Source organism: Shewanella sp. BF02_Schw (assembly GCF_014596695.2).
Taxonomy (GTDB): domain Bacteria; phylum Pseudomonadota; class Gammaproteobacteria; order Enterobacterales; family Shewanellaceae; genus Shewanella.
The window spans coordinates 665724-679935 of record NZ_JABKAW020000001.1 but is presented as its reverse complement, the minus strand read 5'-3'; the positions used below and the strand labels follow the sequence as shown (position 1 = coordinate 679935).

The following is a 14212-nucleotide window of genomic DNA, read 5'->3' as shown; positions in this document are numbered from 1 at the left end:
ATTGATGAAAAAAACCTTATCTCCTCGTATCACTGCTTTATCGCTTAATTGCATTGCGCTATTAAGCTTAATTACTTTGAGTGGCTGCACGAGTATGGGCATTGAGCCTTGGGTTAAACCTTACGAGCGTCAAAATTTAGCCGACCCCATCATGCGCTTAAATCGCCATCCAAGTGCCAGCATGCATATGGCTCACGTACTTGAAGGTCGTGAATCGGCCCGTGGCGCTGAAGGAACCGGAGGTGGTGGTTGTGGCTGTAACTAATTTGCTCAATAAAAGCATTAAGCTATTCACGGCATTACTTGTCAGTATGACGTGTTTGTCTGCCCAAGCTGCAGTGCTCGATCCTGATCGCGCTGACGTGTTATATCACAGCTACGAAGGTGGCGGCATGACCATTGATGGTCCGTCAGTGTTACTCAGAAAAAAGACCTCTGAATCGGTCGCATTTACCGCATATTATTATTTAGACAGTATTTCATCCGCATCTGTGGACGTTATCAGCACTGCCAGTGCGTACACAGAAAAGCGTAACGAAGGACAATTTGGGGTTGAATACCTGCATGACAAAACCTTGATGTCGTTTAACCTGCGTCAAAGTGATGAAGACGATTATTTAGCCCAATCATTTAGCATCAATGTGTCACAAGACACCTTTGGCGATTTAACCAATTTAAATCTGGGTTTGTCTTATGGCGACAATGAGATTCGCCGTAATGGTGACGACCAGTTTGAAGAGCAGAGCGAGCAATATCGGATTCGCGCTGGCATCAATCAAGTGTTAACCCGCAACCTTACAGCCAGCTTTAACGTTGAAGCTATAGCAGACAGCGGCTATTTAAATAACCCATACCGCACAGTGAGATACATAGACAACAGCGTTCCATCTGGTGTGGCTTATCAGGCAGAAGTGTACCCAGAAACCCGCAACTCGTTTGCAGCAAAGTTCTCGGCCAGTTACTTTTTACCTTATCGCGCAGCCTTGTTTTTTCATTACCGCCACTTTAACGACAGCTGGGAAATCACCGCCAGTGATGTAGAGCTTGGATATCGACATCCACTAGGCGACAGTATCGAATTAGAATTTAAAGTGCGTTATTACCAGCAAACTCAAGCTGAATTTTACAGTGACTTGTTTCCTTATCGCGACGCGCAAAACTACCTTGCACGCGACAAAGAACTCAGTGACTTTAGCGACATCACTTACGGGATAGGCATTACCTATCAATTACCCGCCTCGGTATCGTTTGGCGACACGCGTTCAGAAGCATCGCTGCAATGGGATTATATTGACTTTCAATACAATAACTTTAGAGACCCTACCGCAGATGGCGGAGTGGGCAACGAACCGTTTTATGGGTTCTCTGCCAATGTCATCCGCGCTTTTGTCAGCGTGTATTTTTAATTGATCGCCCTAAATATTGATACTTTTAACAACGTAATTGCCAAGGCCATAACTATGACTACCGACCGTAAATGGGGTGCTTTTTTAACGAGGTTATTCGCAGCAATGTTACTGATTGCTGGTTTATTTGCATCACCAGCCCAAGCTGAAGATACCAAACAAGGCAATGGTGCATTAGCCAGCGAGCTTGAAGACATTAAAAGCCAAGTACTAAAACTCAATCGCGATCTATTTATTTTAGAAGAAGATTTATTGTTTCCTGCCAGCACCCAAATCGCGGTTTTTGTGTCGGTTGATGTGGGCCGATTTCTCAAACTCGACAGTGTTGAGTTAAAAATTGACGACAATAATGTTAGCGGTTTTTTATATACCGAACGTCAACGCAAAGCATTAGAACAAGGTGGAATTCAGCGTATTTACCTGGGTAATCTTAAAATGGGCCCTCACCTGCTAACCGCAATATTTACTGGCAATGATGCCGAAGGTCGTACAGTGCAACGGGCCATTAGCCATAATTTTGATAAAACCGATGAAACAGTAATGATAGAACTCAAAGTCGAAGACAGTGAATCAAGCTATCGGGCTGATATCAAAGTCGAACAGTGGGTATTGTAAACAACAATGGCCGTTAACACTCAATCATTTAGCCTTATGCTAGCTCACATCGGTAACCAACTTACACGAGTTTTGGGCTGTGCAGCCATGCTATGCAGTTGCTTAACCCTCTTGCACACTACCGAGCTTCAAGCGGCAGAAAAATCAATAAAAAACTCTGTAAGTGTATCTGCGCCTAAAACCGATCTAGAAGATAAATTTTACCGCCAAGCATTGTACTTTTATTTTGCTGGCGATTATGGCGCAGCATTGAGGCAAATTAGCCTCAACCATCAACGCAAAGAGATCTATTCTGATCGCAGCCAATTGTTCGAAGCCGGACTACAAGTGTCGATTGGCTTGCACGAGCAAGCCACCCAAACCTTGGCACAATTTGAACAACAAGCAAATACTTCGACCCAAACCACAGCGAATAACAGTACTAATACCAATAGCAGCAAAACGAAGTCAGCCACATCGCCAACTGAATTATTATTAATCGCTTTGTTGCAGCTCAGCGAACAGCAAATTGAACACGGCAACATTGATACAGCCAAACTTACGCTAGGCAGAATTACCACATTACTGCCCGATTATGTCGAACAATATCATGTGTTAAATCAATTAGCTTATTGGCCAGATGCGCCGCCGTTAACCGCGCAAGTACAGCAACAATCAACATCAGAAGATGACCAGCCACCAGCAAGTTCATCTGCCGCCTACATCGCCTTAAACCAGGCGTTGTTGCACATGGAGCAACAGCAATACAGTGCAGCACAACCTATATTAATAGAGCTTAAAAGCCAACAATGGCAGCCACCCAAGATTAATTTTTGGCAGCAAGTGTTTAACCCTTTTGCTGAACCCAATATTTTTGACGATAACGACGAGTTATTACCAGAAGTTAAGGACGCCTTGTTGCAACAACAAGCCGTCAATGATTATGCAAAGTTACTGTTGGCTCAGTTGTATGTTGCCAATAAACAATACGATTTAGCCTATAACGAACTGGCCGACTTTCCTGAGCAAAGCCCTTACGCTGAATCCGCTTTGTTTTTATTTGCCTACTCGGCCCAGCAACAACAGCACTATGACATGTCATTTAAATTACTCACGCTATTGCAGCAGAAATACCCCTATTCAAATTTAGCTTGGCAAGCCGCGTTATTAAATGCGAAACAAGTCAGTGAGCAGCAATCTTTAGCACAAGGATTAACCTTGTATCAGCAAGCTGAACAGCTGTATTTACAAAAAATTGTCGAGATAAAAGGGTTTGCAGAAACAGTTAGCACCATTAGCAATGTCACCGACTTTGCCAGTAAGACAGTAGATCAACAAACACCTTCCTTGGCAACCAAGTCTGACGCGTTGGAGCTTATCCTTACCGAGCGTTTTAGCACTGATTCGCCTTGGCTAAAAAAAGCCTTAAATGCCCCGCAATTAGCGACCGATTATCACACCTTATTAAGCCTTGATTTACTTAGCGACAATGTGCAAAAACAACAGATTAACAGTCAATGGTTAAAGGACACTTTAGCGCTCAACACCCAGCGCCAAGCCCGCGTCATTGAACAACAAAAACAGCTCGCCTACACAGAGATGATTAACGCTCTCACAGAGCAAAAACAACGTATTGCCAAGATTATTGATCAAGCAGAAGCTGAACAAGATGCCCAAGTGTTTGCCGACCCAAGTCAGCAACAATGGATAGACCGTATTGATGCCAGCCAAACCAGGTTAACTACATTGGCGACTCAACGTAATATCGACGACGAACAACAACGACTTGATAGGATTAAAGGGGTGTTGCAGTGGCAATTACAGCAAACATTGCCACAACGACTTTGGCAGCATAAAAAAAGCCTGAAGCAATTAACAACACAACTTGAACAGCTTGAACGACAAGCCAATCGATTTAGTGCATTGTCTAGTAACACCCGCTTGTTATCTGACTTTGAGTTACGTCAACAACAAACCCAAACCGACATTAACAGCACGAACGTTAATATTACCGGACTGCGTGACAAAACCGACCGAGATATTCGTGGCAAAATGAGCATTTTTACCCAGCAACAACAATATACGTTACAGCAACTACTGCTCACCACTCGCCACCAAATGGCCAATGTATTAGAACAAATGTCACAAGCAGACACTGCGCCAATCAATCCCTTCTCAGCAAACGAATCGGTGGTAAACAAATCGACTGAAAGTGATTCCACTGTAGTTGAGTCAGCTGCACAAGGAGCGCGCTAATGTCAGTATCGGCTTATTTATCAGGCGCATTAATCTTAATCAGTGGTATTGCATTATCGGGGTGCTATAGCAGTGGGCAGGCTGATTATGCTCAACAAGCTAAACGCACTAGCTTAGGCGATTTGGCCAACAAACGCAGCAGCGAAACGGTAGCGAGTGTTGAAATGAGCCAAACTCAACGCAGTGCCAAGTTGGCTAATATTTATCAGCAATTGCTGACACTTGAACCCGATCCTGAAATCCGGACGCACGTTGAATATCGCTTAGCGCAAATCAATACCGAATCATTTGAAGCCCAGTCTTATGCAGACCTCGATGATGAGTCGCAACCAGACAGTCAAGTGCTAGCTCAGTTGACTCAAAACGATGCGGCACTGCAAAAATTAGTTAACGAATATCAACAATTATTGCAGCGTTATCCGCAACGACCTGAAAACGAACACATACAATATCAATTAGCTAAAGCGCTCGATTTACAGGGTAAATTGGATGCGAGTTTGGCTGAAGTTGAATCATTACTGCGACACTATCCGCAGACAATGTATCTTGCCGAGCTTAACTTTAGACGCGGTGAAATCTATTACAACTTACAGAATTACTCTGCAGCCATTACAGCATATCAGCAAGTATTAACCGCTAATGATAATCAAAAATACCAACTGAACAGTTTATATATGCTCGGCTGGTCCGAATTTAAACTCAATCGACTTGCCAATGCCGACAAAGCATTCTTGCAAGTGTTTGAAGCCTTAGTGGTCAGCCAACAAAGTAATCGTGATGTTGCAAACTTAACCTCCGACAACTTTGCTTTTGAAAAGCTCGGCAGCCGCGCGCAAAATTTGGCGATTGATACTCAAAGAGTATTGAGCATTTCTTTAAGCCAACAACTGCAATCTCAGTCGTTAGTTTCCTTAGTTGACGCGAATCAATCCTTGCCGAATATCAACTTATATCAGCATGTATTATTTGCCAATTTGGCCCAATTTTTACTCGACAAAAAACTCGACCATGATGCAGAACTAACTTATCAGGCATACATCGATTTGGCGCCAGATAATATCTGGGCAGCTCGCTATTCGCTAAATTTGCTCGACCTTTATCAGCGTCAAGGCAAGTTTGCAGCAATGCATCAGCTGAAAAATGACTATGTTAATCAATATGGTCTTAGCAGCACTTTTTGGGTAAATGCCAACAAAGCGCAGCAAGCGGAGCTATTGCCACAACTGCTTAGCTTTAGTGACGAGCATAGCCGTCGTTTGTACGCCGATGCGCAAACTCAACAAGGCGCACAACGAGTTAGCGCTTTCGCACAGGCTGCCAGCGCATTAAACACCTATTTACAATTGGCCAAATTACCTCAAGCCAGCACGTTACTCACTAGAGATATTCTTAATGACGAGTACTTGTTTGCTGACGCCAATTTTGAAGCAAAACAATATCAGCAAGCGCTTGCCAGTTATTACGCCATTGCCTATGACACCACAGCAACGTCGGCAGCCTTGCGTAAGATACAACAGCAATCGGCTTACGCAACAACCGTCACCATACGCGAAATCATTTCGCAACATGATCAAAGCCAACAAAAACAAAGTGGTCAAAGTAATACTGATGATTACACTACACTCATTTCACAACGTAATCAGCTAGATAAAGACTTTATCAATCAGTATCCATCTGACGAGCGTGCCTTACAGCTCGCCAGTAACGCCGCCCAATATTCGTTTGATGCTAAAAACTACACCGACCTTAAATACTTTACTGATTTTGTATTACAAGCCCACGCCATTCACACGATCAATAATGCGGTAAGCTCAGTGCAAACTGCCACGCCGTTGTCAGACGCTGCCCGTAAGCAAGTGCAGTTTGTCAGCCAGCTTTATGCCAATAGCTTGTATCAGCAAGAGCAATACGCGCAAGCTGAAGAGGGTTACATTTTAGCGCTGCAGTACACAGACAAGAGCACTGACTCGTGGTCAGAAATGCGTAACCTGTTGGCTTCAAGCATTTATTTCCAAGCGCAAGCCGTTAAACAAACCGAGCCAGAATTAGCCGTAAGCCAGTTATTACGCGTTGCTCAAGCGGTGCCCGAATCAAAATATGCGGTTAATGCCGAACTCGATGCAGCAAACTTATTGCTTGAACAACAACGCTGGCAAGAAGCGGTCGACGTATTAAAACCGTTTCAGCAACGTTATCCACACCATGAGTTTAGCGCGGTCATTCCAGCTAAATTAGCTCAATCCTATGAAGCACTAGCCCAATGGGATTTAGCCGCCGAGCAGCTTTTGATCATTGTCGCCAATGAAAAGCCCAGCGCATTAAAGCGTGAAGCTCAATACACTGCGGCGGAGTATTATTTAAAAGCAGGCGATAACAGTAGCGCACTCAGCACCTTTAGAACTTATGCTAAAACCTACCCACAACCGTTTGATGTAGCACAAGAGGTTCGCTTTAAAATGAGTGAGTTTTACCGCCAAAGCGGTGAAGCTAATAAGCAATATTACTGGTTTAGACAAATCCTAAGCTTTGATCGCAAACAATTGCAGCAAGATGCGAATGCCATTCAAGCTCGTCAAATTGAACTTGCCTCTATCGCAGCATTTTCCTTGGGTGAAGCTGAACAACGCAGTTTTGCGGCAATTAAACTCAACGCACCGTTGCAAAAAAGCTTGAAGCGCAAACAAGATACGATGAAAAAAGCCATTGGTTATTATCAACAAGTGCTCGACTTTCAATTAGCCAAATACGTTCCTCATGCAACATATAACCTCGCTGAAATGTATCGCCAACTTGCAGCCGACATGATGAGCTCACAACGCCCTGGCGACTTAGATGAATTAGCCTTGGAAGAGTACGAGATTTTACTCGAAGAGCTGGCTTATCCATTTGAAGAGAAAGCCATCGAAATTCACATCAGCAATACCCAAAGAGCATGGGATGATATTGTTGATCAATGGATTGAAAAAAGCTTTGAACGCTTGGCACAAATGTCCCCTGCCCTTTATCAAAAACAAGAGTTAACGCATGAGGTTATCGATGCTATCCATTAAGTCATTATTTACCTCATCGACACCGAAACTGGCACTATTCGCGCTAGTAAGCCTTATGCTGTTACCCGGTTGTAGTACGTCACCTAGTGGCACTAACGCCAACAAGCAAACCACTACGGACCCAAGCCTAAAGGGCATGGACAAAGACATTGTCGACTTAGTTAGCCTCAATACAAAAAGTGTCAATAACAGCACCAGTATCAGTGCTGGCTCAACGGATAACCGTAATATGTATCTTGAACAAGCCTCACAGCGGTTAGCCGATGTGCCCACATCGGTATTGAGTCAATATCAGCAAGCCATTAGCCACATGAAAAACCAGCAATGGCAAGCGGCGAATAGTTTGTTTGATAAAGTGATTGTTGCAGAGCCTCAATTGTCGGGCGCCTATGTCAATAAAGCCATCATAGCAATAAATCAGCAGCAATTAGATCAAGCCGATGCACTGCTCGCAAAAGCGATTGCGGTTAATAACAGCAATCCTTATGCCCACCAAATTAAAGCTAATATAGCAAGGGTACAAGGCCAGTATGCTCAGGCTGAGCAAGGTTATTTAACGGCGCTAACTCTGTGGCCTCAATACCCACAAGCACAATTAAATTTGGCGATTTTATTAGAGTTATATCGCGGTAAGTTGTTGCAAGCCCGCCAATACTACCTGGCGTATTTGGCTAATCAGCCAAATGATGAACAAGCCAAACGTTGGCTCGCTGGCGTAGAAATAAAAATTCAACGCGCAGGGTTAACATTACCCGACAATGCTAATGGAGCAGGCTAAGATGACCATGCTAAAAGTGTTTCAAACAATCTGTTGTCATCGCGCATTACCACTGGTGTTAGCCACTTGTTTACTGAGTGTATCAGCTCAGGCTACGGCCAATGATGACACTGAAAAGCAACAAGCGGTGAAACCAGCGAGCAACAAACCTGTCGTCATTCAAAGCCAAGTGACGGGCTCACAAGAGCAACCCAAAGTGCTTTATATTATGCCATGGCAAGGGATCAATAATCCGATAGACATTAACAACGAAGGCATGCGACTGACGCTGCCTGAGTTTAGGCCTATCAATCCAAAAGTATTTCGACAACAAGTCAGGGATTTTGCCAACGGCACACCAGAAAATAATCAATAAACACCCTGTAATAAGCTTTTAAATAAGCCATTAAATAAGCCATTAAATAAGCAACATGCTAGCCAAAAACTGAGTAACACCTAACAAAAATAATTGAACACCTGTAGCCATTAACTCCAGTGTTCAATACGACAATAAGAGAAGGAACATCACATGAGTTTTACCGACCATATCATTGCGTTTTTACAAAATGGCGGCCCATTTATCTATCCTATCGCCTTAGTGTTAGTGGTCGGTTTGGCCATTACCATTGAGCGCTGGTTATATTTAAGCTCTGCACATCGTAGTAACCAGCAAGCTTTTGCGCTGATTAAAAATGCCTTAAAAACAGGTGACATCAATACCATTAGTCAGCATGCACAAAACCATAAAGCGCCTGTGTTTGACGTGTTGCAGTCTGGTATTGCCCGTATATCAAGTGCAAGTCGCCGTGAAGACGTAGAATACGCCATGGAAGAAACCGTGATGGAATACATGTTACGCCTTGAAAAGCGTACGCCATTTATAGCAACGCTCGCTAACATCGCCACCTTATTGGGTCTATTAGGTACCATTATGGGCTTAATCGCAGCATTCTCGGCAGTGGCTAGCGCCGATCCAGCTGAAAAAGCCAACTTATTGTCTTCTAGTATTTCGGTTGCGATGAACACCACCGCATTTGGTTTGATTACCGCCATTCCGCTGATTTTATTTCACTCAAGCCTACAGACTAAAACGGCAACCATCGTTGACTCAATTGAAATGGCAGGCATCAAACTGCTCAATTCATTGTCATTTAACAAGCAAACGGATAACAACCGAGGCTAATGAGTATGACACGCCGTCGTCGCCCTAATACCCAAGACGCAGAACTGGATATCACCTCATTCATGAATTTGATGATTGTGTTAGTGCCAGTACTTCTGCTGAGCTTGGTGTTCTCACAAGTGCGTATTTTGAATCTGCAATTACCGGTATTGTCTGAAGCTGAGCAAGCACAAGATGATCAAGAACCTAAAATACTCGAATTGGTGATAACCCCAGCTCGCTTAGCACTAAACTACCCAGCCGGCATGTCACTTAAACATTTTGAACTGACTGATAAAGGTTATGATTTCGCCGCGTTGTCTGTTTATCTACAAGACTTAAAGCTGACATTTCAACAACAAGGTATTGAAAAAAATGACATAGTATTGTTACTCGACCCAGCGGTTGACTATCAAACCATCGTGTCTGCCATGGACACGGTGCGATCATTTAAAGCGGTAGTGGCAGCCAATTTAGTTGATGCTGAATTGTTTCCGATGATCTCATTAGGTGATGCGTCTGCCGTTAATGATGCAGACATCGCCACACCGGCGCAGACCACTATTGGAAAACCAGTAGGAGCTAAGCCATGATGAAGCAATCGGCAAGAAGCCGCAGATTAGCTAAACACCACAAACGCTTAAAAGCTGGCAGTAAGCTCAACCTTGTTGCATTAATGGATATTTTTACCATTTTGGTGTTTTTCTTAATTGTGAATCAATCTGAAGTGCGAGTACTGCAAAATATCGAAAAAATCAGTTTGCCCGTGTCTGTTGCAGATGTACTGCCAGTTGAAAACCTGGTGATTACAGTGTTTACCGACACCGTATTAGTGCAAGAGCGCCCTATATGGCAAAAAGGTACTGATGAAATAGGCTTAACCGAACAACAAAATCCTGAGTTTATTAATGCCTTAACCAACGAACTGACCTATCAAGCCAGTAAACGCAGCGAGCTTAGCGAAACCGAGCAACAAAATGGCCGGGCAGTAACCATTATTGGTGATGCATCCACGCCTTATGTTGTTCTTAAGCAAATTATGGCTGCTTGTGCTGCAACCGGTTACCGAGATATTTCGTTGGCGGTTGAACAACAAGCAAAACAAGCTAATGGTGAGGGCTAATATGACAACAGCAACCTTACACCATCACCAAACCAATCAGAGCTTTAATGATTTAGGCGACTTATTTAAACCCAGTAAACAAGACAAACTGTTTAAACAGATTTTGTGGTTGTTGCTGTTAGTTTATGTCGTCTTTGCGGTCGTAGTGCCCATGCTTGAACAAATTGAACTTCCACGTGAAGTAAAAGAGCAAGTACCACCGCAATTAGCCAAAATCATCTTGCAAGAAAAGCAATTACCTCCACCAGTCAAACCTGAGGTGAAACCGCCTGAACCATTGCCTGAACCGGAGCCTGCACCACCAGAAGAAAAGGCACCCGAAAAACCTGTTGAACAAGCTGTAAAACCTCAAGTTGTTCAACCAGTAACACGTGACGCTGCAAAAGAGAAAGCCAGCACATCAGGCTTAGCGGCGATGAAAGATGAGCTTTTTTCAATGCGCGAAGCCTTTGATATTAAACCTACAGCGCAACGCAAACTTGACCAAACCACGTCTCAAGAAGTCAAAGTAAAACGTGATTTATTAGCTGGTGCGGCCAATAAACAAACTGACAGCTTGGCAAAATCAACTATCAGTAAAACTGTTGCTGCTGGGTCGTTAACAGGCAACGAAACCCAACAAATTCGCTTAGCAAAAGAGGAAGTATTGGCAAGCCAAGGGGCCGTTTCTGAAAAAGCCAGCCAAGCGAGCCAAAATGGACAACGTTCAGAAGCAGCATTAAGACGAACATTAGAGGCCAATAAATCGCGGCTTTATTCGTTATACAATCGTGCACTTCGAAAAGATCCGTTTTTAAAAGGCAAAGTGATGTTTGAAATTGTCATACAACCCAATGGCAATATCAGCAAGGTAACGATTAAATCAAGCGAACTCAATAACCCCAAGTTAGAGCGTCAATTAACCTTGGTATTACGTTCAATCAGCTTCCCAGCAGAAAAAGTCGCGCTAATGACCACCATCTGGGCCATAGACTTCTTCCCGAGTTGATTTACTTTGCAAGTTAAATGAAGAAAGATCAAAAAAGCAGGTAATGAGAAAACTCATTACCTGCTTTTTATCTATCCTGCGGACATAACTGTATAAACTAACTAATGACCGCCATGCTTATCGAGACTTGCTGATACCGTTATTTCTGCAACATCTTTAGGTGTTACATTTTCAGCGGCAATGATGGGTTGATTTCTCACACACATCAATGCCTCGTTAAACACTCTGCAAGTACCTTTCAACAAATCACCATTAACATTGGTGTATGAACATTGTTGCGTTTTAACCGCATCAGCGCAGGCATTCCAAGGCGCTTTGAAAACATGTTCTTCATGTGCTAATGCGGGCAAGCAAGTTAAGCATAATGTTACTAAAATGGCCATCGTATTGAGTAATTTCAAGTGAGCTTTTATCATCTTGCAACCTCACCGGCAAAGCAGCCAATAAAGGTATTTTCGCCTGCACCTGCTGCATGGTAGTGATAACCACGATTATCATCACTATGCCCACGGCATTCATCTAAATCAGTTTCTTCTTCGCCACTTTGGTTAAGCATGCTATGAATTGCAAAACCGTCCATTGCATAAGCAAAAGCACCGCCATGACCATCGTTTTCATAATCAATCGCAGGGCAAGTACCATCACCATGATTGGCACCATGATAATGATAACCAGCAACTGGATTAACATGGCCAATGCAGTCGTCAAATGCAGCGATAGTGTATGCACTTAAAATAGCTTGTGTTGGCGCTGCTGCGGCAAGATTGACACCGTTAAATGCTACCCCAACATCGGTATGTTCAATATCTTCAGGGGTATCTCGAAGCACCGGCGTTACCGGAATTAAGTAAGTGCTAGAAACGCCCTCACCTGCAGCCTCGTTGTAATAGCTGATATCACATTGCACACAAAAGTTATTGTATTCAGCAGCTACATCAGGTCTTACTGCTGCCTCACAAGCAAGTTGGGTGTCAGTAATATTAACCAAACCGGTATCTTTGTCGTATAACTGCCATTTGCTGTCACCATAAAATACACTCAGATTTGACACGAACGAGCCCGTTAAATCATATAACACGCCACCATCAAACCATTTACCAGCATCTTCTGCGGTTGTTTCAGTGCTTTCTGGACAAAAAGGACCTAGTTCATTTCGATCTGCTGGAAAACCATTTACGGTAACCGAGTAACAAGTACTTGCATCACCATTAGACAAAGTACAATCAACCATTTCAATAGATTCAAGAGAATTTAGAGCAAACAGAGAAGGGTCGACAGCAACAATATTATCTATAACATCTTCAACTTCAGTTTCTACCGTATCAATAACCGCGTCAGCTATACTGTCTGTGCTGTCATCACAACCTGCTAAAAACAATGAACAAGAGACCATTAAGCCGATAATTGACTTTATTTGCATTGTGCTACACCCCAATTTTTTATGTTTATAAATACTGGTTATACCCGTGATCATTGAAAATGCTTGATTTTGTCCCAAATGGGATCATCATAGCCCCATGAAACAAATTACACTCTCGCCAGAACAAAAAGTAGCATTGGAAACTCGACATAAAAGCTCGAGTGATAGGCGTGAGTGTGATCGCATTAAAGCCATTTTACTACGCGATGAAAATTGGCCAACGCCAATGATTGCCCAAGCGTTACGTATTCACGAAACGACCGTAGTTCGATACATTGATGCCTATGCTCACGACCAAAAACTCACGTGTAATAGTGGCGGCTCCTTAAGTTATCTGAGTCAAGAGCAAACTGAACTATTGATTGCACACCTGTGTGAGGTGACCTACTTGCATAGCCATCAAATAGTCGCTTATATCTCAGAACAATTTCAGATTAAGTACACAGTGTCAGGCCTCAATAAATGGCTGCATAAACATCAGTTCAGCTATAAAAACCCTAAAGGGGTTCCTCACAAATTTGATGAAGACAAACAAACGGCTTTCATTGAATATTATGAGCAACTAAAATCCTCGTTAACCCCTGATGAACCGTTATTATTTATGGATGCGGTTCATCCGACCCAAGCCACAAAAATCACCGCAGGCTGGATAAAAAAAGGCGTTGATAAACCGATAGAAACGACGGGAAGCCGAACCCGTATTAACGTGGTTGGTGCAATCCGACTTGGTCACTTAACAGAAGCGGTCATTGAGCAATATAGCAAAACGGTTAACGGTGCATCCATCATCGATTTTTTAAACCAAATTAGAGCGCGTTACTCAACAAGTGGTGTTATCCATTTGGTGCTTGATGGCGCTGGATACCATCGAAATGCCTTAGTAGTTAAAGAGGCTAAAAATCTGAATATAACATTGCATTACCTGCCGCCTTATAGTCCAAATTTAAACCCAATAGAACGATTGTGGAAGGTAATGAATAAACATGCGAGGAATGGGCAATACTTCGCAACGACAAAAGAATTCCGACGAAAAATCACTGACTTTTTTAGCATCACCCTCCCCGATATTGCCGATACACTCGGTGATACAATTAATGATAACTTTCAGAAATTAAAACCTGCAGTTTGAATTCACTTGAGTATATAACTCTACTAAACAACTGTGCACTAACAGTGTAGAAAACAAGCATTTTTAACGAAACCTCAACATACCATTGAATTAAATTACTTTTTTAACATTCCTTGTTATGCTTTATTCTCTATTTAAATTATTCACATTAACGTAACTAACATAAAAAAACGTCACATCATCACACATAGCAACATCGCGTTATAACCCTCTTTAATTACACTGCTCACGCTTTTTAGTCTCGGGTGATTGTATCGGAGTGAAACCTCAGGTAATCTGCTTTGTGTTAAAAAAAGCATAAATGGATATTTAGACTAATTTTTTATC

14 protein-coding genes are annotated in these 14212 nt (G+C 42.8%); 12 read left to right on the top strand and 2 right to left on the bottom strand.

Going from position 1 to position 14212, the window contains the following annotated elements:
• Nucleotides 1-4 precede the first annotated feature (4 nt).
• The 11 genes from HNW13_RS03145 (at nt 5) to HNW13_RS03095 (ending at nt 11336) form a co-directional block, all read left to right on the top strand.
• On the top strand, nt 5-265 hold the full coding sequence (locus tag HNW13_RS03145) for a DUF4266 domain-containing protein (protein ID WP_137226525.1): 261 nt from the start codon (nt 5-7) through the stop codon (nt 263-265).
• Nucleotides 252-1406, top strand: a complete 1155-nt coding sequence (locus HNW13_RS03140; protein WP_242445187.1) for a DUF3570 domain-containing protein — start codon at nt 252-254, stop codon at nt 1404-1406. Before HNW13_RS03145 ends, HNW13_RS03140 begins: the two co-directional genes overlap by 14 nt.
• A 54-nt stretch (nt 1407-1460) precedes the next feature.
• Nucleotides 1461-2021 (top strand): AraC family transcriptional regulator, encoded by a 561-nt coding sequence (locus HNW13_RS03135; RefSeq protein ID WP_192115312.1) that lies wholly within the window; start codon nt 1461-1463, stop codon nt 2019-2021.
• A 6-nt stretch (nt 2022-2027) separates the two neighbouring features.
• On the top strand, nt 2028-4256 hold the full coding sequence (locus HNW13_RS03130) for a hypothetical protein (RefSeq protein WP_192115313.1): 2229 nt from the start codon (nt 2028-2030) through the stop codon (nt 4254-4256).
• Nucleotides 4256-7306, top strand: coding sequence for a tetratricopeptide repeat protein (locus HNW13_RS03125; protein ID WP_192115314.1), 3051 nt, complete (start codon nt 4256-4258; stop codon nt 7304-7306). Before HNW13_RS03130 ends, HNW13_RS03125 begins: the two co-directional genes overlap by 1 nt.
• On the top strand, nt 7293-8084 hold the full coding sequence (locus tag HNW13_RS03120; RefSeq protein WP_182743852.1) for a tetratricopeptide repeat protein: 792 nt from the start codon (nt 7293-7295) through the stop codon (nt 8082-8084). The genes HNW13_RS03125 and HNW13_RS03120 overlap by 14 nt, the downstream gene beginning before the upstream one ends.
• 1 nt (nt 8085) lies before the next feature.
• Entirely contained in the window at nt 8086-8439 is a 354-nt protein-coding gene (locus HNW13_RS03115) for a hypothetical protein (protein ID WP_182743853.1), read from the top strand.
• A gap of 153 nt (nt 8440-8592) precedes the next feature.
• Nucleotides 8593-9246, top strand: coding sequence for a MotA/TolQ/ExbB proton channel family protein (locus HNW13_RS03110; RefSeq protein WP_162022681.1), 654 nt, complete (start codon nt 8593-8595; stop codon nt 9244-9246).
• Between the two features lie 5 nt (nt 9247-9251).
• Nucleotides 9252-9818, top strand: a complete 567-nt coding sequence (locus tag HNW13_RS03105; RefSeq protein WP_192115315.1) for a biopolymer transporter ExbD — start codon at nt 9252-9254, stop codon at nt 9816-9818.
• Complete coding sequence (locus tag HNW13_RS03100) at nt 9815-10348, top strand: biopolymer transporter ExbD (protein ID WP_101087747.1); 534 nt, start codon at nt 9815-9817, stop codon at nt 10346-10348. Before HNW13_RS03105 ends, HNW13_RS03100 begins: the two co-directional genes overlap by 4 nt.
• A 1-nt stretch (nt 10349) precedes the next feature.
• Nucleotides 10350-11336 carry an AgmX/PglI C-terminal domain-containing protein gene (locus HNW13_RS03095; RefSeq protein WP_192115316.1) on the top strand — a complete coding sequence of 329 codons (987 nt, stop codon included), beginning with the start codon at nt 10350-10352 and terminating at the stop codon, nt 11334-11336.
• A gap of 101 nt (nt 11337-11437) precedes the next feature.
• Here HNW13_RS03095 and HNW13_RS03090 read toward each other — a convergent pair whose 3' ends face one another.
• Nucleotides 11438-11752, bottom strand: a complete 315-nt coding sequence (locus HNW13_RS03090) for a hypothetical protein (protein ID WP_192115317.1) — start codon at nt 11750-11752, stop codon at nt 11438-11440.
• On the bottom strand, nt 11749-12756 hold the full coding sequence (locus HNW13_RS03085) for a YHYH protein (protein ID WP_192115318.1): 1008 nt from the start codon (nt 12754-12756) through the stop codon (nt 11749-11751). Before HNW13_RS03085 ends, HNW13_RS03090 begins: the two co-directional genes overlap by 4 nt.
• Before the next feature lie 97 nt (nt 12757-12853).
• Here HNW13_RS03085 and HNW13_RS03080 point away from each other — a divergent pair, with 97 nt between their 5' ends.
• Nucleotides 12854-13885 (top strand): IS630 family transposase, encoded by a 1032-nt coding sequence (locus HNW13_RS03080; protein ID WP_124013279.1) that lies wholly within the window; start codon nt 12854-12856, stop codon nt 13883-13885.
• The last annotated feature ends 327 nt before the right edge of the window (nt 13886-14212 follow it).

What these genes read in the sequence shown, in the direction of transcription:
- HNW13_RS03145 (WP_137226525.1), top strand. Translation starts at nt 5, where the DNA reads ATGAAAAAAACCTTATCTCCTCGTATCACTGCTTTATCGCTTAATTGC.
- HNW13_RS03135 (WP_192115312.1), top strand. Translation starts at nt 1,461, where the DNA reads ATGACTACCGACCGTAAATGGGGTGCTTTTTTAACGAGGTTATTCGCA.
- HNW13_RS03130 (WP_192115313.1), top strand. Translation starts at nt 2,028, where the DNA reads ATGGCCGTTAACACTCAATCATTTAGCCTTATGCTAGCTCACATCGGT.
- HNW13_RS03125 (WP_192115314.1), top strand. Translation starts at nt 4,256, where the DNA reads ATGTCAGTATCGGCTTATTTATCAGGCGCATTAATCTTAATCAGTGGT.
- HNW13_RS03120 (WP_182743852.1), top strand. Translation starts at nt 7,293, where the DNA reads ATGCTATCCATTAAGTCATTATTTACCTCATCGACACCGAAACTGGCA.
- HNW13_RS03115 (WP_182743853.1), top strand. Translation starts at nt 8,086, where the DNA reads ATGACCATGCTAAAAGTGTTTCAAACAATCTGTTGTCATCGCGCATTA.
- HNW13_RS03110 (WP_162022681.1), top strand. Translation starts at nt 8,593, where the DNA reads ATGAGTTTTACCGACCATATCATTGCGTTTTTACAAAATGGCGGCCCA.
- HNW13_RS03105 (WP_192115315.1), top strand. Translation starts at nt 9,252, where the DNA reads ATGACACGCCGTCGTCGCCCTAATACCCAAGACGCAGAACTGGATATC.
- HNW13_RS03100 (WP_101087747.1), top strand. Translation starts at nt 9,815, where the DNA reads ATGATGAAGCAATCGGCAAGAAGCCGCAGATTAGCTAAACACCACAAA.
- HNW13_RS03095 (WP_192115316.1), top strand. Translation starts at nt 10,350, where the DNA reads ATGACAACAGCAACCTTACACCATCACCAAACCAATCAGAGCTTTAAT.
- HNW13_RS03090 (WP_192115317.1), bottom strand. Translation starts at nt 11,752, where the DNA reads ATGATAAAAGCTCACTTGAAATTACTCAATACGATGGCCATTTTAGTA.
- HNW13_RS03085 (WP_192115318.1), bottom strand. Translation starts at nt 12,756, where the DNA reads ATGCAAATAAAGTCAATTATCGGCTTAATGGTCTCTTGTTCATTGTTT.
- HNW13_RS03080 (WP_124013279.1), top strand. Translation starts at nt 12,854, where the DNA reads ATGAAACAAATTACACTCTCGCCAGAACAAAAAGTAGCATTGGAAACT.